The sequence below is a fragment of the Bradyrhizobium sp. SZCCHNS1050 genome, from assembly GCF_032484785.1.
Classification (GTDB): domain Bacteria; phylum Pseudomonadota; class Alphaproteobacteria; order Rhizobiales; family Xanthobacteraceae; genus Bradyrhizobium.
The window spans coordinates 5,368,903-5,388,161 of sequence record NZ_JAUETR010000001.1 but is presented as its reverse complement, the minus strand read 5'-3'; the positions used below and the strand labels follow the sequence as shown (position 1 = coordinate 5,388,161).

Sequence of the window (19,259 nt, the reverse complement as noted above, 5' to 3'; positions counted from 1 at the left end):
CCAATTCGCCAGTCGTCGAAGCCAGAAAAAAACTAACATGAAGCTAGTTCTTTAACAATAGAGTAGTTTGTCAGATACACCTGTTGATTGCTCGAATGAGCGACGCACTGCGGTCGTCTCAGGCCGGCAGTGACCACGCGTGATGACGTCTTGCGCTCTCGGATGTCACCCGCCAGGCATATTGTCGCACCTCATTCCGCGGCAGCGCACATTCTCGCGTAGCTCATGAAGCTCGACGTGCATATGGAAAGCAAAAGGCCCGCGCTCATCGCACGGGCCCTGCCAGTCCACTTTCGTGCCTGATCGCGGCGGTGCCGCTGCACGCGGCCGCGAGCCTCACGCCGCCAGCGTATTCTCCACCACCTTGATGAAGAACGAGGTGCCGTAGACGATCGCCTCGTCATTGAAGTTGTAGGCGGGGTGATGCAGGCCGGCGCTGTCGCCATTGCCGACGAAGATGAAGGCGCCGGGGCGCGCCTCGAGCATGTAGGCGAAGTCCTCGCCGCCCATCATCGGCGGCATCTCGTGCACATTGGCGTCGCCCGCGACCTCCCTGGCGGCGCGGATCGCGATCTCGGTCTGCTCGGCGTGATTGATGACGACAGGATAGCCGCGTGCATAGTTCAGGTCGATCTTGGCGCCGGTCATCTGGGCGACGCCGGTCACGACCTCGCGCACGCGCTTCTCCATCAGCTCACGTACCTTCGGCGTCAGCGTCCGCACGGTGCCGCGCAGCACCGCGCTCTGCGGAATCACATTACGGGCATTGCCGGCGTGGAACTCGCAGATCGACAACACCGCGGCCTCCAGCGGGTCGACGCTGCGCGACACGATCTGCTGCAGCGCGGTGACAAGCTGGGCGCCGACCAGCAGGGAGTCGATGCAATTGTGCGGCTTGGCGGCATGACCGCCATGGCCCTCGATCGCGATGTCGACCGCATCGGTCGATGCCATCAGCGGGCCCTGGCGAATGGCAAACGCGCCGACCGGCAGGCCGGGCCCGTTGTGCATTCCGTAAACCTGGTCGATCTTGAAACGGTCGATCAGCCCGTCCTTGATCATCGCGTCCGCACCGCCACCGCCCTCCTCGGCGGGCTGGAAGATCACCGCGACCTCGCCGGCGAAGTTGCGGGTCTCGGCGAGATAGCGCGCGGCGCCGAGCAGCATCGCGGTGTGACCGTCGTGGCCGCAGGCATGCATCATGCCCGGGGTCTTCGAGGCATAGGGCAGCCCGGTCGCCTCCTCGATCGGCAGCGCGTCCATGTCGGCGCGCAGTCCGAGCACCTTCACCTCGCCGTGGCCGGGCTTGCGGCCCTTGATGACGCCGACCACGCCGGTCTTGCCGAGGCCCGTCACGACCTCATCGCAGCCGAACTCGCGCAGCCGCTCGGTGACGAAGGCCGCCGTCCGGTGCACGTCGTAGAGCAGCTCCGGATGCGAATGGATATCCCGCCTCCAGGCCTGGATATCGGGCTGCAGATCGGCGACGCGGTTGACGATGGGCATGGGGAATCTCGTAACTCCGGTGGGACTTTGCGCCTGTTTAGCATGCAAAAGCCGCACCGCCCAAGATAAGGGCTGCGCCCGTCTCATGGCTCGGTCAACCAGCCATGAACGTGGCGCTTGTCCGGTCCCGTCTGAGCTGACTAAAAGCTGGCAACGATGGGAAGGGAATGCCGATGCCGAGACAGCTCGAGGGGGATTACGACTATATCGTGGTGGGCGCCGGCACCGCCGGCTGCATCCTCGCCAACCGGTTGTCGGCCGATCCGAAGCGCCGCGTCCTGATTCTCGAGGCCGGCGGCAATGACAATTGGATCTGGTTCCATATTCCGGTCGGCTACCTCTTCGCGATCGGCAATCCGCGCTCGGACTGGATGTTTCGCACCGAGGCCGAGCCGGGGCTGAACGGCCGCTCGCTGGCCTACCCCCGCGGCAAGGTGATCGGCGGCTGCTCGGCGATCAACGCCATGATCTCGATGCGCGGCCAGGCCGCTGACTACGACCATTGGCGCCAGCTCGGTCTCGCCGGTTGGAGCTATGCCGACGTGCTCCCGGTGTTCAAACGGCTGGAGGATCATTTTCTCGGCGAGAGCGAGCATCACGGCACCGGCGGCGGCTGGCGCATCGAGGCGCCCCGGCTGTCCTGGGCGGTGCTCGACGCGGTCGGCGATGCCGCCGAGCAGATGGGCCTCCGCCGCATCCCCGACTTCAATACCGGCGACAACGAAGGCATCAGCTATTTCCACGTCAACCAGAAGCGCGGCCGGCGCTGGTCCTCCGCGCGGGGCTTTCTCAAGCCGGCGCTGAGCCGGCCGAACCTGCGGCTGGAAACGCAGGTGCTGGTGGATCGCCTGATCGTCGAGAACGGCCGCGCTGTCGGCGTGCGCTACCGGCAGAACGGCGAGACCATCGAGGCGCGCAGCAGGGGCGAGGTCATCCTCAGCGCCGGCTCGATCGGCTCGGTGCAGGTGCTGCAGCGCTCGGGCATCGGCCCGGCCGACTGGCTCGGCGAGCTCGGCATCGATGTCGTCCTCGACAGACCGGGCGTGGGACGCAACCTGCAGGACCATCTGCAGCAGCGCGCGATCTACAAGGTCACGGGCGTGAAGACGCTGAACGAGACCTACTACTCGTTGGTGCGCCGCGGCCTGATGGGTCTCGACTACGCGTTCCGGCGCCGCGGGCCGCTGACCATGGCGCCGTCGCAGCTCGGCATCTTCACGCGCTCGGATGCGACGCGCGACCGCGCCAACATCCAGTTCCACGTGCAGCCGTTGTCGCTCGACAAGTTCGGCGATCCCCTGCATCGCTTTCCCGCGATCACGGTCAGCGCCTGCAACCTGCGCCCCACCTCGCGCGGCACCGTTCGCATCCGCTCGGCGGGGATCGACGACGCGCCGTCGATCGCGCCGAACTACCTGGCAACCGAGGACGACCGCCAGGTGGCGGCCGACGCCATCCGCGTCACCCGCCGGCTGATGAAGCAGAATGCGCTCGCCGCCTACAGGCCGGAGGAATACCTGCCGGGCCCGTCCGTCGGCGACGACGACGCGGCGCTGGCCAAGGCCGCCGGTGACATCGGCACGACGATCTTTCATCCGGTCGGCACGGCGAAGATGGGCTCCGCTGATGATCCGATGGCCGTGGTCGACGAGCGGCTGCGCTTTCGCGGCATCGACCGCCTGCGCGTCGCCGATGCCTCGATCATGCCGACGATCACGTCAGGCAACACCAACACGCCGACGGCGATGATCGCGGAGAAGGCGGCGTCGATGATCTTGGAGGATGGGCGCTAGGCGCTCACGTCCAACAACCACCGCTGCCGTCATTGGGAGCGAAGCAGCGAAGCGAAGCGATCCAGAGCCCCGTCCCGACTCTGGATTGCTTCGTCGGCTTCGCTCGCAATGACACCATCAATGAACGGTGGCCTTTGACGTCAGAGAGGTTCAGCTTCAAATGATCCGCGCCACCAGCGGAACCCGGCGCAACAGTGCTGCTGCGAGCCAGCTCACCGACAGCGTGCCGATCAGCACGATCGCGAACTTCACTCCCGCCGGCCACGCCGGGTCGTAGACCAGATATTGCAGCCACAGCAGCGGCAGGAAGTGCAGCAGGTAGATGCCGTAGGCCGACGGCTGCAGGCGATCCATCAGCGCCAGCGGTGCCTTCGCCCAGCGCAGGAAGAAGGTCGGCACGCCGAACGCCATCGCGGCGCAGAAGCTCGCCACCGCCATGCCATAGGCCGCGCGCCACCACAGTGGCGGGGAATCGAAATCGGCGATCCAGTTGTGATGCGCGTAGGCCAGCAAAAGGATCGCGCCATAGCAGCCGTAGGAAAGACCGAACCAGATCGACCAGCGCCGCACCAGCGCGCCGTCGGCTGCGAACGGCCCCGTCCGCAGCCCGGCTGCGCCGATCGCGACGCCGCCGACGAAGAAGGCCGGATAGAGCAGCACCCGGCTCGCCTGCAGCGGCAGCGGAAAATGTCCGGGCATGAACCAGAATCCGTCACCGAAGCCGAGATGCGGCGGCAGATAGACCAGGTTGGCGATCACGAGGAAGATCAGGAAGCCAGTGAGCGGATAGTGCAGCACCATTCCCGCCCAACGCCCGAGTGCGCCGACCGCCTGCGGTGCCAGGACCCAGACGAGCGCAGCCAGCATATCAAACCCCAGCAGCACGCCGAGAAACCAGGCCGAGCCGGACGGCCACGGCCCCTCGCTGATCATCCGCCACCACACCGCGCTGAACTGATCCTCCGCCACGTAGTAGCGGTAGTAGGCGATCGGCATGATCACGAAGATCGACACGATATAGGGCACGCCGAGCCGCAGCGCACGGCGCCCGACATAGTCCGACGCGCCCCTGCCCGCCAGGCTTGCCGGCACGAACAGGCCGGAGATGAAGAACATGCACGACATGAAGTAGCTGTCGTTGAACAGCGCGACGAGATCGAAGCCGAGCCAGTGCATGCGGTCGCCGCCCTGGCCGAAATCGGTGTAGTTGATGGCGGAGTGATAGAGCACGACCGAGAGCGTGATGAAGGTCCTGGCGCGGTCGAGCAGCACGATCCGATCGCGCGACGTCTCGGTTCGTTGCAGGGTCGGGGTCACGCGCTCATGCATCGACGTCGCATCCAGTCCATCAGCCGCCCCTCGGCGGCGCGCGCCGCTCATGTCATTCGCGCGGCCCTGCGCCACATCCTGCGTGACCAGGTGAGCCGCCAGCCATGGCCGGCATGATCACGAACACGTCATCGCGTTTCGATCGCGAGAAGCCGGGAATAAAACCGGGCCGCGACCGCTCTTCTCACCCGCAAGCCCGATGACGGGCAACGGGAGATGACGATGAGCCTTGGTGATCATGACGAGAACGGCGTCAGCCGCCGCAAGGTGCTGGAGTGCATGACATGGGCGGGCACGGGCGTGCTCTGGACGCTGTCGGGCGGCGTGCCACGTTCGCTCGGCCTGGTCGACGCGGCGCGGGCGGCCGAGCAGCCCGCGCCCGGCCTGACCTTCCTGCAGATCAGCGACAGCCATGTCGGCTTCGACAAGCCAGCCAATCCCAACGCGACCGGCACGCTCGAGGAGGCCGTCAACCGCATCAAGGCGATGCCGGTGAAGCCCGCCTTCATGATCCATACCGGCGACATCTCGCATCTGTCGAAGGCAGCCGAGTTCGACGATGCCGACCGCATCATCTCGCAGTCCAGGCTCGACGTGCACTACGTGCCGGGCGAGCACGACTTCCTCGACGAGGACGTCAAGCTCTACAAGGAGCGCTACGGCAAGGGCACGCGCGGTTCCGGCTGGTATTCGTTCGATGCCAATGGCGTGCACTTCGTCGGGCTCGTCAACGTGGTCGATCTCAAGGCCGGCGGGCTCGGCAATCTCGGCGCCGAGCAGCTTGCCTGGCTCGAGCAGGATCTCAAGGGCCGCTCGAAATCGACGCCGATCGTTGTGTTCGCGCACATCCCGCTGTGGACGGTGTATCCGCAATGGGGCTGGGGGACCGAGGATGGCGGGCGCGCGCTCGACAGCCTGAAGGGCTTCGGCTCGGTGACGGTGCTGAACGGCCATATCCATCAGGTGATGCAGAAGGTCGAAGGCAACGTCACCTTCCATACCGCGCGCTCGACCGCCTTTCCGCAGCCGGCGCCGGGCACGGCGCCCTCGCCCGGCCCGATGAAGGTCGAGGACGCCAGGCTGCGCAGCCTGCTCGGCATCGCCAGTATCGACTTCAAGGTCGGTGACGAGCGGCTCGCGATCATCGACACGCCGCTTGCGGGCTGAGGGACGAAAACGCGATGATCCAGCCTGTTCTTCGCGGTGCCGGCTTGGCCGCCGTACTGCTTGTTTGCGCCACGCCGCTGCGCGCCGAGACCATCAAGGTCACGATCGACAATTTCACCTTCACCCCGACCGAAGTGACGGTGAAGGTCGGCGACACCGTCACCTGGACCAACCACGACGACATTCCGCACACGGTGGTGTCGGCCGGGAAATACCGATCGAAAACGCTCGACACCGACGACAGCTTCTCCTTCACGTTCGCAGCCGCCGGCGACTACAAATATTTCTGTTCGCTGCATCCGCACATGACGGGGCTGGTCAAGGTTGAGTAGCATCGCGAACCAGGGCATGAGCATCGTCGGATGGGCCGGTCGGCGGCGTACCGCCGGCCGCGCCGTGCGACCGCGAACCGGGCCGGAGACCTCGCCGGTGACGACAGCCAGTGACGATCCCGAGAAGGCGCGACGCTTCCGCGAGGCGGCGCTGCCCTATCTCGACGATGCCTACACGCTGGCGCGCTATCTGCTGCGCAACGCCGCCGACGCCGAGGACGCGGTGCAGGAATGCTACCTGCGCGCGCTGAAGCATTTCGACACCTATCGCGGCCCGGCGATGAAACCGTGGCTGTTCGCGATCCTGCGCAATGTCTGCCACGCCGAATTCGCGCGCCGGGCCGGCGCGCCGGTCAAGGCGCTCGATGACGCGCCGGAAGCGGCCGAGCAGCCCCCGCTGTGGCAGGAGAGCGCCGAGACGCCGGAAGGCGCCGTGTTGCGGGAACGTGATGCCTCGGCGATCCGCCGGCTGATCGACACGCTGGCCGAGCCGTTTCGCGAGACGTTCGTCATGCGCGAGGTCAACAATCTGTCCTATCGCGAGATCGCGGAGGCCGCCGGCGTGCCGGTCGGCACCGTGATGTCGCGTCTTGCCCGCGCCCGCGCGATGCTGCGCGCCGCCTGGCTCGCGCAGGAGGAGCCTTAAGCCATGACCTGCGATGAAGCCGAGATCCTGATCCACGCGCTGGCCGATGGCGAGCTCGATGCCGGCCACGCTCGTGAGGTCGAAGCCCATGTTGCGACCTGCCCGCGCTGCGCCGCGGAGCTTGCCGCGGTCAGGCAGATGAAGCAGATGCTCGCCGGCACCGACCTCGGCTACAGGGCGTCCCCTGCCTTGCGCCAGCGCATCGAAGCCGCCCTGCCGCCGGCCGATGCGGCCTCCATCATCCCGCTCGCTGCCGTGCCGCCGAGCCGCCGCACGCTGCTGCGAGGCTTCGCCCTGGGCTCGGCGGTGTCGGCGCTGGCCGCCACCGGCCTCGTCGCCATCGTGCTGCGCAATGACGACCAGCAGCGGATCGAGGCCGAGATCGTCTCGGCGCATCTGCGCTCGCTACAGGCCGGCCACCTCACCGACGTCATCTCGACCGACCAGCACACCGTCAAGCCCTGGTTCAACGGCAAGCTCGACGTCGCGCCGCCGGTGATCGATCTGACCGCGCAGGGCTTCACCCTCATCGGCGGGCGGCTCGATTACGTCGACGCACGCGCGATCGGCGCGGTGGTCTATCGCCGCCGCCAGCACATCATCAACCTGTTCGTGGCGCAGACCTCGTCCACCGAGCGCCGCGCCGCACGGATGGACACGATCCAGGGCTTCAACATCCGCTCTTGGCGCGACCGCGGCCTGAGCTATTGGGCGGTCAGCGATATCGGCGCCGACGAACTCAACGAGTTCGGCGAGCGGTTCGAGCGCGCGATGGGTGCGAACAAGGAGGGGTGACGCGCTCTTGCGCTTCAGTCATTGCGAGCGAAGCGTGCCCACGGTCTGTCCGGAGACGAACTGAAACGGTGGGCACGGCGCCACGCGCCTTTGCCCACCCGATGCGAACATCACGCGGACTTGCGGATCGCGTTGTCGACCAGGGTTTTGCCGAGCGACCAGATCGCGCCGGGGACCTTGTGGCTCTGCGCGATGACGTCGTCGAAGGCGCGCTCGATCCAGGCGCAGTCCTCTTCGGTGATGGTCAGCGGCGGCAGCAGCTTGATCGTATGCAAGCCGTGGCCGGCGACCTGGGTCAGGATCTTGTGATCCTTGAACAGCGGCACCGTGATGAGCTGGCAGAACAGGCCCTTGTTGGCGCTCTCCAGCATGGTCCACGACGCCTTGAGGCGCAGCGATTTCGGCGGACCGAACTCGACGCCGATCATCAGTCCCTTGCCGCGCACTTCCTTGAGCAGCTCGTAGCCCGGCACCATCCGCGTCAGCGCCAGCCGCAGCTCGGCGCCGCGCTTGGCTGCGGCCTCCACCAGCTTCTCGGCCTTCATCACCTCGAGCGTGGCAATGCCGGCGGCCATCGCGAGGTCGTTCTTGGCGAAGGTCGAGCCGTGCACCACGGCGCGGTCCATGCGGTTGAAGATCTTGTCGAAGATCTGCTTGCGCGTCAGCAGCGCGCCGACCGGAACATGGCCCCCGGACAGCGCCTTCGACAGCAGCACCATGTCGGGTTCGACGTTCCAATGTTCCACCGCAAGGAACCGCCCGGTGCGGCCCATGCCGGTCTGGATCTCGTCGGCGATGAAGATGGTGCCGTATTTCTTGCAGAGCGCCGCGGCGCCGGGCAGGAACTCGTCGGAGGGCATGTTGACGCCCTTGCCCTGGATCGGCTCGACGATGAACGCTGCGATCTCGCGCGACGACAGCGCCTGCTCGAGCGCGGCGAGATCGTTGAAGGGGATCGCCGTGCAGCCCGGCAGCAGCGGCTCGAAGCCGTTGCGGAAGTTCGAATCATCGGTCAGCGACAGCGCGCCGTAGGTGAGACCGTGATAGGAGTGCCCGCAATAGACGATGCCGGGCCGGCCGGTCGCGCCACGCGCGAATTTGATCGCGGCTTCCACCGTCTCGGCGCCGGAATTGGCGAAGAACACCTTGTCCAGATACGGGACATATTCCAGCAGCCGCTCGGCAAGAACGCCCGCCAAGGTCGAGACGTCGAGCTGAACGAGATTCGGCAGATCGGTGTCGAGGACGCTTTTCAGCGCGGCACGCAGCGTCGGATGATTGCGGCCGATTGCAAAGACGCCAAAACCGCTGAGCAGATCAAGATAACGGGCGCCATCACGATCGTAGAGATATTGCCCTTGTCCCTTCTGGAACCCAACATCATATCCAATCGTCTTTAGAACGCGGACAAGCTGCTCGTTCAGATGCCGAGAGTGCATCGTGCTGCGCTGCGCTTGGCGCTCCACAAACATCTCGGAAACGTCTAGATTGGGTTTTAGCATCGGCTACATACTTCGGTTGATGGACGTGACGTCAACTGAAAACGCGCAATGCGGCGTTTTGCCCTCATTCGCACCATCAAAGCAAGCACGGGTTTCTGCCAATGTTGCATCGCCTTAGATATCTCATGTCGACGACACTAGCATACTCCGCAGTCGTGTTCGCAGCAGGAATTTCTTCCGCGCTCGCGGCCGACCCCACCGGCGACTGGCGGGTCGCCGACGGCGTCGCTAACATCCGAGTCGCACAATGTAATGGCAGCATGTGGGGCGTCGTGGCCTGGGAGAAGACCCCGGGCGGACGCGACAGCAACAACCCCGATCCGGCCCGCCAGAGCCGGCCGACGCTCGGCATGCCGATCCTGATCGACATGAAGAAGAAGCCCGGCGCAGACGCGTGGGAAGGCCAAGTCTACAACGCCAAGGATGGGCAGCTCTACAGCTCCACCATCACGCCGGTCGACCCCGATCACCTGGAGATCAAGGGCTGCGTGCTCGGCTTCCTGTGCGGCGGCGAGACCTGGACGCGGGTTGCTCCGCCGATCCCGTCGAGCCCCGTAAACAGCATGGCCAAAGGTACACAGAAACCAATCGCGCCGGCCCCTGCCCCGGCGGCCAAGACCACGACCGGCGTCGGCAGTGGCGCAACCGCATCGGCCAAGCCGGGACACAAGCCCGCGGACCAGGTCGGCGATATCTGCCTGCTGCCCGATATTGCGCGCGCCCGCTAGTTGGCGTCCGTCACCCGAACAAAAAAGCGGCCGAGAGATCGGCCGCTTTTTCTATTCGGTGATCAAGAGCCCTCTTGCTCCTTGACCTCGCGAGGCTTGCCCATCAGGGCCGGCTGGAACAGCAGCACGGCGGCGAGCGTGGTGACCAGCGACAGCGCCAGCAGCTTGCCCATGCTGGACGTGCCGGGATGGCTCGACAGCCACAGGCTGCCGAATGCGGTCGCCGTCGTCAGCGCGCTGAAGAAGATCGCCCGGGTCAGGCTGGTCTGGAGCAAATTGGTGCGGCCGCCGCGCCACGCCACCACGTAGTAGATCTTGAACGCGACGCCAATGCCAAGCAGGAGCGGCAGAGCGACGATGTTGGCGAAGTTCAGCGGCAGCTTGATCAGCACGCAGATCTCCAACGTCACGGCGCCTGCGACCAGCAGCGGCACGATCGTCATCAGCACGTCGGTGAAGCGCTTCAAGGTCACCCACAGCAGCAGGCTGATCACGACCAGCGAGTAGATGCCGGCGTGGATGAATGCCTTCACGATCGTGTCACCGGACTTCAGGATCGAGACCGGCCCGCCGATCGCGTTGGGCTCGGCCGTCAGGACGGCGTTGGCGAATCGCCTGAGATTGTCGTTGTCGTTCGGATCGCCCTTGGGCTGGGCCTCGACCCGAATCAGTCCGTCCTTGCTCTTCCACTGCGACACCAGTTCCGGCGGCAGGTTCGCGAGGCTGACCGGCTGCGCCTGCAGGGTGGCGCTGAGCTGCGTCAGCGTGATCTTCCACGGCTCGACGAACACCGCCTGTGCCTTGTTGCGAACCGCCTCGCTCGCGCCCGCGAGCCTGGCAAGCGCATCTGCGAGCCGCCGCGACGCGACCGCGCCCGGCCCATTGCTCTCGCCCGCGGTGCGCCGGAGATTGTCGACGGTCGAGTTCAGGGCGTCGACATTCTCCTTGTCGCTCGGCGCCGCATCGACCTGATCCGGATTGAGCGCAGGCCCCAGCACCTTCGCGCCCTGCGCGATCAGCTTCAGCTTGGCCGGCTGGTCCTCGGGAACGAAGCTGTCGAGCGACATCACGCGCGCCACTTCGGGGAGTTTCCCGAGCTTGGCCTCGATCGCCTTGGCCTCGGTCTCGGAGCGCGTCAGCACGTCGATCGCGTTGGCGCCCGTGTTCGGATCCTTTCGCAGGTCGAGATAGGTCGCGATCGACTCGGCGCGCGGATTGCGCAGGTTCATCGGGTTGAAGTCGAACTTCATGTAGTAGAGCAGCGGCAGGCCGGCGACGACCAGGCCGAGCGTGCCGACGATGATCGGCACGCGGTGCTTCTCGAGGAAATGATCGACCGGCGCCAGGAAGGCATAGCCGACCGGCTCCTTCTCGCCGGGCGGATTGAGAATCCTCAGCAGCGCCGGCAGCACCGTGATCGACGACAGGAACGCGATGATCATGCCGGCGCCGGCGATGGCGCCGAGCTCGGAGATGCCCTTGTAGTCGGTCGGCAGGAAGCACAGGAAGCCGGCAGCCGTCGCCATCGCCGCGAGCGACAGCGGCACCGCGGAGCGGCGCGCGGCTTCCGCCAGCGCCTCCGGCAGATTGTCGTTCTTGAACCGCTCGGAGCGGTAGCGCACGCTGAACTGGATGCCGAAATCGACGCCCAGGCCGATGAACAGCACGGCGAACGCAACCGACAGCAGATTGAGCGAGCCGACCATCATCAGGCCGACGGCCGTGGTGAGGGCGAGGCCGATGAACAGGTTGATGAACACGGCCGAGATGATCTTGGCCGAATGCAGCGCCAGCCACAGGATGATCAGCACGACGACCACGGTGCCGATGCCGTTGACGACGGCGCCCTCCTGCACGGTGGCGTATTCCTCGTTGGCGATCGGCACCGGACCGGTCAGCCGCACGCGCGCGTGAAAGCGGTTGGGGAAATCGAGCTCGGCCGCGGCCTGCCGGATCGCATCGGTGGCGGCCTTGCCGGGCTCCAGGGCCTGGTAGTCGAGGATCGGCTTGAACTGGATGAAGGCGCGCTTGTCGCTGTCTTCGAGCGGCTTGTCGGAGATCAGCTGGCGCCAGGAAAAGGTCGCATCACCCTTGTCGAGCACGGTCTCCACCGTCTGGGAGATGTAGTCGAACGGCCGTGCGGCATTGTCGAGCTTGACCTGGCCGCGCTTGACGCCGGCAAGGCCGGTCTCCAGCGCACCGGTCAGGCCGCGGATCGAGGGGTCCCCGGCCATGATCTCGACGAGCGGCGCTGCCGCCGCGAACTGGTCCGTGAGCTGCTTGACCTCCTCGGTCGGCAGGAACAGCAGGCCGTTCCTGGCGAAGAACTCGCCGCCGCCGAGCAACTCGACCGATGAGAAGTTCGCGGTGTCGCCCTTGAGCTTCTTGGCGAGCGCATCGGCCGCCACACCTGTCATCTCGGGCGTCGCCGCTTCGACCACCGCCAGGATCATCCGATCGCGATCGAAGGCCTGCTCATATTGCTGGTCGCGCTTGCGCCAGTCGAGATCAGGCGAAATCAGCTTGTTGATGTCGGTATTGATCGAGAAATGACGCGCCGTATAGAAGCCCGCACCTACGGAGAGCAGCAGGGCCGCAATCAATGTCGGCCAGGCAAACCGGGTGCAGGCCTTGACGATCGAGACGACAAACGTGGTCAGCACTTCGTGACTTTCTAATGTTTAGAGAGCTGGGCGGAAACGTCCGCTTCATGGCGGAGTTCCCCGATCAGGGCGAGCCCCGGACGCACACATCCTGAGCGGCGCCCCGACCCGGCCTGGCCCAACCTTGAAGACGAGGGTGGTCCGTCGACGGCGGATCAGGTCGAACGATGCACGGAACCGTCGGGGCGGCTGATATAGCGGCTGTTCTCGGCGGTAAAGTGACGAACGAGTGAGAGCATAACCAACTCAATTGATTGATCTAATTTATAATTACTAAATTACCGGTGACCTATTGCGGGCTGTGTGCGACGTGTCACATGCGAGCCACTTGCAGACCGGCTTTCTTCTTCGCTCGATTTTTGACACAAAGTCCTGCGTTTCCATCCGTGTGGCGGGCCATTGGGCATTCGCTGGTGCGATTATTGCAACCCTGTCGCACGCACGGAGGTGCCAGGTCGAAAGTGAGGCAACGTGGCTGGACGTCCAATGCAGGTGTATCTCGCGCAGCCGCGCGGTTTTTGTGCTGGAGTCGTGCGTGCGATCGAGATCGTGGAGCGCGCGCTGGAGAAGTATGGCCCGCCGGTCTATGTGCGTCATGAGATCGTCCACAACAAGCACGTGGTCGAGAGCCTGAAGGCCAAGGGCGCCATCTTCGTCGAGGACCTCTCCGAGGTCCCCCCGCGCGCCGTCACCGTGTTCAGCGCCCACGGCGTCGCCCGGACGGTGGAGGAGGAAGCGGCCGCCCGCGGGCTGCCGGTGCTCAATGCCACCTGCCCGCTGGTGACGAAGGTCCACAACCAGGGCAAGCGCTACATGTCCAAAGGCCGTACCCTGGTACTTATCGGCCATGCCGGCCACCCGGAAGTCGAGGGAACCATGGGCCAGGTTCCCGGCCCGGTCCACCTGGTGCAGAACGTGGCCGATGTGGCCACCCTGCCCCTGCCGGTCGATACCCCGCTGGCCTATATTACCCAGACTACGCTCAGCGTGGACGACACAAGAGACATCATTTTAGCCCTCCAAGCCCGCTTTACAGACCTTCAAGGTCCCGATATCCGGGATATCTGCTATGCGACACAGAACCGGCAATCTGCGGTAAGGGACTTAAGCAAGCTGGTGGACGTCATCCTGGTGGTGGGCGCCGCCAACAGCTCCAACTCGAACAGACTGCGCGAGATCGGCACCGAGGCCGGGGTCGCAAGCTATCTGATCGCTGATGGCAGCGAGCTCGATCCGGTTTGGCTGAAGGATGCCAAGGCCGTCGGCATCACCGCCGGCGCCTCGGCTCCCGAAGTTCTCGTCGACGACGTCATCGAAGCCCTGCGGCGCATCGGACCGGTCGAGGTCGCGGTGGTCCCGGGGCGGGAAGAAAACATCGAATTCCGCCTGCCGGCCGAATTGGTCGCGGGCTGATCGGTCCTCGTTTGGTCCAGAAAGAAGAGACGTAATGGCAATCCCCTTCCATAAGGAACTGCGTATCGGGGCCTATCTGATGAAGCAGAAGCTTCTCGGCCGGAAACGCTATCCGCTCGTGCTGATGCTGGAGCCGCTGTTCCGCTGCAACCTGGCGTGCGCCGGCTGCGGCAAGATCGACTATCCCGACGCGATCCTCAACCGCCGCATGAGCGCGCAGGAGTGCTGGGACGCGGCCGACGAGTGCGGCGCGCCGATGGTCGCGATCCCCGGCGGCGAGCCGCTGATCCACAAGGAGATCGGCGAGATCGTGCGCGGCCTGGTCGCCCGCAAGAAGTTCGTCTCGCTCTGCACCAACGCGCTGCTGCTGGAGAAGAAGCTCGACCTGTTCGAGCCGTCGCCATATTTGTTCTTCTCGGTGCACCTCGACGGCCTGCGCGAGCATCACGACAAGGCGGTGTCGCAGAAGGGCGTGTTCGACCGCGCCGTCTCCGCGATCAAGGCCGCCAAGGCGCGCGGCTTCACCGTCAACGTCAACGCCACGGTGTTCGACGGCCATCCCGCCGAGGAGATCGCCAAGTTCCTGGACTTCACGACCGAGCTCGGCGTCGGCGTGACCATGTCGCCCGGCTATGCCTATGAGCGCGCGCCGGACCAGGAGCACTTCCTCAACCGCACCAAGACCAAGCAGCTGTTCCGCGACGTCTTCAAGCTCGGCAAGGGCAAGAAGTGGAATTTCATGCATTCCGGTCTGTTCCTCGACTTCCTGGCCGGCAACCAGGAGTTCGAGTGCACCCCCTGGGGCATGCCTGCGCGCAACATCTTCGGCTGGCAGAAGCCCTGCTATCTGCTCGGCGAAGGCTACACCAAGACCTTCAAGGAGCTGATGGAGACCACCGACTGGGACTCCTACGGCACCGGCAAGTACGAGAAGTGTGCCGACTGCATGGCGCATTGCGGCTACGAGGCGACCGCCGCCAATGCGGCGTTGACCAACCCGATCAAGGCGATGTTCGTGTCGCTGCGCGGCATCAAGACCGAAGGCCCGATGGCGCCGGAGATCGACCTCTCCAAGCAGCGCCCGGCGCAGTACGTGTTCTCGTCGGAGGTGCAGAAGCGCCTCTCCGAGATCCGTCACGACGAGGCGATCGAGGCGCAGCAGAAGGCCTCGACGGCCGCCTGATCTTCACGGCTCTGATCAATCAAAAGGCCGCCGAGTGATCGGCGGCCTTTTTCATTGAACTGATCTGTGGATCGGGATGGACGCTACGCTCCGCGATGAGCAAACGGCTCACGCCTCGGCAGCGGCCAGCGTCTCGGTCTCGAGGAAATGCTCAGCCGCCAGCATGCCGCTCAGCAGCAGGTCGCGGGCGCCGCGCAGCGAGCGCAGGGCGCGATTGAACTCGATGCCCGTCGACACCAGGCCGCGCAGCACGGCCGGATTGCGGGCGACGCCGCGCAGGATCATCGGCAGGTCGATGTCGCCGTTGGGCTTGATGGCGTCCTTGGCAAGCGACGGGAGGGTGCGATGGGCGGGATCGGAGATCACCCGCAGCGCCGCGAACGGCAGCCCGTACTCGGCGGCATAGGCGGCGGCGATGTGGCTCTCCATGTCGACCGCGGCCGCACCGGTCTTCATGCGCAGCGCCGCCTTGCGGGCCTGGGCCACCACCACCTCTTCGGCCCCGGCGAGCACGCCGCGCACAACGCGGCGCTTCTTCAGGGCGGCGCGGGCGATGTGCTCCTCGCGCAGCGACAGGCCCGACAGCCAGCGGGCATCGCCGGCGGTCACTTCGGTGGCGACGACGATGTCGCCGGCCTTGAGGCTCGGATCGAGACCGCCGGCCACGCCGAAGCTGACGACGCCGCGGATCGAGGTCGGATCGAACACGGTGAGCAGCGAGCGCAACTGCCTGGGGTCGCTCGAGCTGCAGATCACCATCATGCCGGGCCCGGCAGCAATCCGGGCCTCCTGCACCAAGCCCGTCACGACCAAGACCGGCCGCGAATCAATCGGGCGATCCGCGGACGTGTCGTCCCCCATCCCCAACTTCACAATCCGACCCCTGACACCTTCTCGGACGTCGCGTGATCCGACGTCTCCGTCTCTTGTTCCAAAGCCTCAGCCACGGCGGCGCCAGAGCGGAAAGGCCTTAACAAACCGAGGATTACGCAGAAAAAATCCGCGAGGAAACCCCGTTTGCGCCGCACTGCACCGGCACCTGATGCGTTTTTTGCCCGGTGTTGCCATTTGGCCCCGCCGATCCCTGTTCCGTCCTGGAACAGATTGCGCCGGTGCCACCGGGCGTGGAACTTTAAGCAAGAACCACGCCACGAAAATGTGAGACTCACGGCAGGCGGCATGACGGCGCGGGCAGATTCGGCCGCCCCTGCGCGGGTCAACCGTGCCCGAGCAGGAGATTCGCAGCGCGGTCGCCGGAGCGCACCGAGCCTTCGATGGTTGCCGGCAGGCCGGTATCGGTCCAGTCCCCCGCCAGAGCGAGATTGCCGAACGCCGTCTTCGCTCCCGGTCGGAGCGCGTTCTGCTCGGGCGTCGCCTCGAAGGTGGCGCGACGCTCGCGCACGATCTGCCACGGCGGCAGCTCCGCCGTGATCCCGGCGGCCTTGCAGACGTCGGCCCAGATCGCGGCGGCGAGCTCCTCGCGCGGCATGTCGACGAGGCGATCGCCATTGCTGATGGTGACCGAGAGCCGTTGCGGGAAGGCGAACAGCCACTCGACCAGGCCGCCGACCACCCCGAGCAGAGCTGGTGCATCGCGCGGCGGCGTGATGCGGAAATGGGCATTGACGATGGCACGATATTTCGTCGGCCCCGTGAGCCCCGGCAGCAGGGCCATCGCCGGCCGCGGCGGCACGGCGAGCACCACGACATCGGAAGGACCGAGCGCGACGGTTTCATCGCCGCCGAACCTGAGCCCGGTGACGCGACCGCCCCCATCGTCGAGGCCGCGCAGCTCGCGGCCGATCCGCACGCTGCCGCCCTTGCCTTCCAGGAATTTCACGGCCGGATCGATCAGCACGCCCGACAAGCCGTCGCGCGCGATCAACGGCCGGCAGGCCTGGCCGCCGGCGAGCAAGGTCTCGCGGACGATGGCGCCGGCCAGCCCCGCCGACCCCTCCGGCGGATCGCAGTTGAGCGCCGCAAGCAGCAGCGGCTGCACCAGACGGTCATACAGCGTACCCTTGCAGGGAATCGTGCTGCCGATCGTCCTGGACGTACCGGCCCAGATCAGCGGCGACAGCGCGAGATAGTCGCCGAGCTTGGTATCCGGCACGCGGCGGCCCTCGTCGAACACCCACAGCGGCAGCCGGTCGTTGCCGAGATCGAGCAGCCAGCGCTGGCCGCTGCGGATGTCGACGAAGGCGAACTCTGCCTTCGCCGGCCCCACGAGCCCCGCCTCCGAGCCGATCGCGCGGGCATAGGCCAACACGTGATGATTGGCCGACAGCAGCAGATGGTTGCCGTTGTCGATCACCAGGTCGGTCGCGGCGTCGTAATAGGACCGGCAGCGGCCGCCGAGCTGCTGCGTCGCCTCGTGGACATGGACGATGTAGCCCGCATTGGCGAGCCGCACGCCGGCGGAAAGGCCGGACACGCCGGCGCCGATGATGTGAGCTGTCTTCTGCATCAGATGATTGCGTAACGAAGGATGATGCCGATCTTCGTGAGCTTGCTCACGCGGACAGGCTCGCGCGGCGGCGCGAAGCCTCGTTCGAGCAAGAGGTCGAACACGGCACGATAATATTTTGACATGATCCGCGGCGCCCGCACGGCGCGCCGGCGATTTCGCCGCATGATCTCGTCGGCCTTCTCGAAATGCGTCTTGGCCCTGACCGCAACCGAGTTGCAGACCTTGGGCAGCGCGCGCTCCTGCGTGACCTTGACCGGATCGTCGCCGGTGATGCCGGCGAACAGCAGCGCCTCGCGCGGCAGATAGAGCCGGCCGATGCCGGCATCCTCGTCGATGTCGCGCAGGATGTTGGTGAGCTGCAGCGCGCGGCCGAGATGGTGCGCGAGCAGGATGCCGTCCTCCTCGGGCATGCCGAAGATGCGCACCGAGAGGCGGCCGACCGCGCTCGCCACGCGGTCGCAATAAAGGTCGAGCGTCGCGAGATCCGGCGCGCGGATCTCCTGCGGCACGTCCATCTCCATGCCGTCGATGATGGCGAGGAAGTCCTCGCGCTTCAGCCCGAAGGTCTTCACCGAGCTGACATAGTCGCGCAGCCGCGGCGGCGGGTTGCCCTGGTACAGCGCGTCGATGTCGTCGCGCCATTTCTGCAGCGCCGCCAGCCGCTCGGGCCGCGGGCCGTCGGAATCGGCGATGTCGTCGACCTCGCGGCAGAAGCTGTAGACCTGGAACATCGCGTCGCGCTGGGCGCGCGGCAGGATGCGCATGGCGGCATAGAACGAGCTGCCGGAGGCCGCCGTGCCGTGATCGATATTGTCTGCGGTTGCCTCGAGGGTCATGCGCCGGCTGCCGATTTGGTGACGGGATGACGCCCGGCCACGCGGCGGCCGATCTCGCCCATGACCGACGTGAAGGTGAGGCCGAGCATGCCGACGGGCGACAGGTGCACGCGCTCGCTCAGCGGATCGCGCACCTTCAGCAACGCCACGATGCGGTCGGCGAAAGCCTGGATCACGGCGATCTCCAGTCCGAAGCGGAAATCCTTGACGCCGCTGTTGAGGTCCCTGCCCTCATCGAGCAGCGCCGCGTTGCGCACCGCGAGCTTCTGCAGGCAGGCCAGCAGAGGCGGCGGCGACTTGGCCTCGCCGAGCATCTCGACGGTCGCGCCGGCTTCCGCCAGCGCATCGCGCGGCAGATACACGCGGTTGAGCGCCTTGTAGTCCTTGCCGCAGTCCTGCAGGTGGTTGTTGATCTGCAGGCCCGCACAGATCGCGTCCGAGGCCGGCCAGGTCGCGGTGGACTCGCCGTGCACGTCGAGCATGAAGCGGCCGACCGGCATCGCCGAGTAGCGGCAGTAGTGGATGACCTCGTCCCAGTTCTCGTAGCGCAGCTTGGTCACGTCCATCCGGAAGGCAACCAGCAGATCGAGCGCGTGCCGAGGCGGCATGCCGCGCTCGGCGAGCGCCCGGCGCAGGCTGACGGCGACGTCCTGGGTCTCGCCCGTCCCGGTCAGCTCGGCTTCGAGCAGATCGAGCAGCCGCAGCTTCTCCTCACCCGGCAGGCTCGGGTGGTCGGCGATGTCGTCGGCGGTGCGCACGAAATTGTAGAAGGCGAGGATCAGCGCCCGGTGCTCGGGACGGATGATCCACGACGCCACCGGAAAGTTCTCGTCCCGGTGTGTCTTGCCGGATCGCAAATCGCTCGCGGTGGTCATGGACGAAACAGCTATCAGGTT

The 19,259-nt window shown here is 65.9% G+C and carries 16 protein-coding genes; 8 read left to right on the top strand and 8 right to left on the bottom strand.

Going from position 1 to position 19,259, the window contains the following annotated elements; translation table 11 throughout:
- Positions 1 to 336: 336 nt before the first annotated feature.
- A complete protein-coding gene (locus QX094_RS24315; RefSeq protein WP_316170549.1) occupies positions 337 to 1,506 on the bottom strand; it encodes a M20 aminoacylase family protein in 1,170 nt (389 codons plus the stop codon).
- 173 nt (positions 1,507 to 1,679) lie between these two features.
- Here QX094_RS24315 and QX094_RS24310 point away from each other — a divergent pair, with 173 nt between their 5' ends.
- On the top strand, positions 1,680 to 3,299 hold the full coding sequence (locus QX094_RS24310) for a GMC family oxidoreductase (protein ID WP_316185216.1): 1,620 nt from the start codon (positions 1,680 to 1,682) through the stop codon (positions 3,297 to 3,299).
- Positions 3,300 to 3,455: 156 nt separating this feature from the next.
- On the opposite strand, the gene QX094_RS24305 is transcribed toward QX094_RS24310, so the two are convergent.
- Positions 3,456 to 4,628: an acyltransferase gene (locus QX094_RS24305; protein WP_316188179.1), complete on the bottom strand. Its 1,173-nt coding sequence runs from the start codon at positions 4,626 to 4,628 to the stop codon at positions 3,456 to 3,458.
- Positions 4,629 to 4,850: 222 nt separating this feature from the next.
- On the opposite strand from QX094_RS24305, the gene QX094_RS24300 reads away from it, so the two are divergent.
- The 4 genes from QX094_RS24300 (at position 4,851) to QX094_RS24285 (ending at position 7,568) form a co-directional block, all read left to right on the top strand.
- A complete protein-coding gene (locus QX094_RS24300; protein WP_316185213.1) occupies positions 4,851 to 5,795 on the top strand; it encodes a metallophosphoesterase family protein in 945 nt (314 codons plus the stop codon).
- A gap of 14 nt (positions 5,796 to 5,809) precedes the next feature.
- The gene (locus tag QX094_RS24295) at positions 5,810 to 6,127 is read left to right on the top strand and encodes a cupredoxin family copper-binding protein (protein WP_315714883.1); all 318 of its coding nucleotides are present in this window, start codon (positions 5,810 to 5,812) and stop codon (positions 6,125 to 6,127) included.
- 97 nt (positions 6,128 to 6,224) lie between these two features.
- Positions 6,225 to 6,773 carry a sigma-70 family RNA polymerase sigma factor gene (locus QX094_RS24290; protein WP_315749251.1) on the top strand — a complete coding sequence of 183 codons (549 nt, stop codon included), beginning with the start codon at positions 6,225 to 6,227 and terminating at the stop codon, positions 6,771 to 6,773.
- A gap of 3 nt (positions 6,774 to 6,776) precedes the next feature.
- The gene (locus tag QX094_RS24285) at positions 6,777 to 7,568 is read left to right on the top strand and encodes an anti-sigma factor (protein WP_316185211.1); all 792 of its coding nucleotides are present in this window, start codon (positions 6,777 to 6,779) and stop codon (positions 7,566 to 7,568) included.
- Positions 7,569 to 7,678: 110 nt separating this feature from the next.
- On the opposite strand, the gene hpnO is transcribed toward QX094_RS24285, so the two are convergent.
- The gene (gene hpnO, locus QX094_RS24280) at positions 7,679 to 9,070 is read right to left on the bottom strand and encodes an aminobacteriohopanetriol synthase HpnO (protein WP_315714885.1); all 1,392 of its coding nucleotides are present in this window, start codon (positions 9,068 to 9,070) and stop codon (positions 7,679 to 7,681) included.
- A 101-nt stretch (positions 9,071 to 9,171) separates the two neighbouring features.
- Here hpnO and QX094_RS24275 point away from each other — a divergent pair, with 101 nt between their 5' ends.
- Positions 9,172 to 9,798 carry a DUF2147 domain-containing protein gene (locus QX094_RS24275; protein WP_409977889.1) on the top strand — a complete coding sequence of 209 codons (627 nt, stop codon included), beginning with the start codon at positions 9,172 to 9,174 and terminating at the stop codon, positions 9,796 to 9,798.
- A 62-nt stretch (positions 9,799 to 9,860) separates the two neighbouring features.
- Here the strand turns inward: QX094_RS24275 and QX094_RS24270 are convergent, their stop codons facing one another.
- Positions 9,861 to 12,461 (bottom strand): MMPL family transporter, encoded by a 2,601-nt coding sequence (locus QX094_RS24270; protein WP_316185209.1) that lies wholly within the window; start codon positions 12,459 to 12,461, stop codon positions 9,861 to 9,863.
- Between the two features lie 486 nt (positions 12,462 to 12,947).
- Here QX094_RS24270 and ispH point away from each other — a divergent pair, with 486 nt between their 5' ends.
- Together ispH and hpnH are read left to right on the top strand one after the other, a co-directional pair.
- Positions 12,948 to 13,874, top strand: a complete 927-nt coding sequence (gene ispH / locus QX094_RS24265; protein WP_315714888.1) for a 4-hydroxy-3-methylbut-2-enyl diphosphate reductase — start codon at positions 12,948 to 12,950, stop codon at positions 13,872 to 13,874.
- A 34-nt stretch (positions 13,875 to 13,908) separates the two neighbouring features.
- Complete coding sequence (gene hpnH / locus QX094_RS24260; RefSeq protein ID WP_315714889.1) at positions 13,909 to 15,057, top strand: adenosyl-hopene transferase HpnH; 1,149 nt, start codon at positions 13,909 to 13,911, stop codon at positions 15,055 to 15,057.
- Between the two features lie 108 nt (positions 15,058 to 15,165).
- On the opposite strand, the gene QX094_RS24255 is transcribed toward hpnH, so the two are convergent.
- The 4 genes from QX094_RS24255 to hpnC all read right to left on the bottom strand — a co-directional run bounded on the left by QX094_RS24255 (position 15,166) and on the right by hpnC (position 19,238).
- Positions 15,166 to 15,930: a phosphorylase gene (locus QX094_RS24255; protein ID WP_409977888.1), complete on the bottom strand. Its 765-nt coding sequence runs from the start codon at positions 15,928 to 15,930 to the stop codon at positions 15,166 to 15,168.
- A 343-nt stretch (positions 15,931 to 16,273) separates the two neighbouring features.
- A complete protein-coding gene (gene hpnE / locus QX094_RS24250) occupies positions 16,274 to 17,524 on the bottom strand; it encodes a hydroxysqualene dehydroxylase HpnE (RefSeq protein ID WP_316188178.1) in 1,251 nt (416 codons plus the stop codon).
- Positions 17,524 to 18,363, bottom strand: coding sequence for a presqualene diphosphate synthase HpnD (gene hpnD / locus QX094_RS24245; RefSeq protein ID WP_316188177.1), 840 nt, complete (start codon positions 18,361 to 18,363; stop codon positions 17,524 to 17,526). The genes hpnE and hpnD overlap by 1 nt, the downstream gene beginning before the upstream one ends.
- On the bottom strand, positions 18,360 to 19,238 hold the full coding sequence (hpnC, locus tag QX094_RS24240; RefSeq protein WP_315749238.1) for a squalene synthase HpnC: 879 nt from the start codon (positions 19,236 to 19,238) through the stop codon (positions 18,360 to 18,362). The genes hpnD and hpnC overlap by 4 nt, the downstream gene beginning before the upstream one ends.
- Between the last annotated feature and the right edge of the window lie 21 nt (positions 19,239 to 19,259).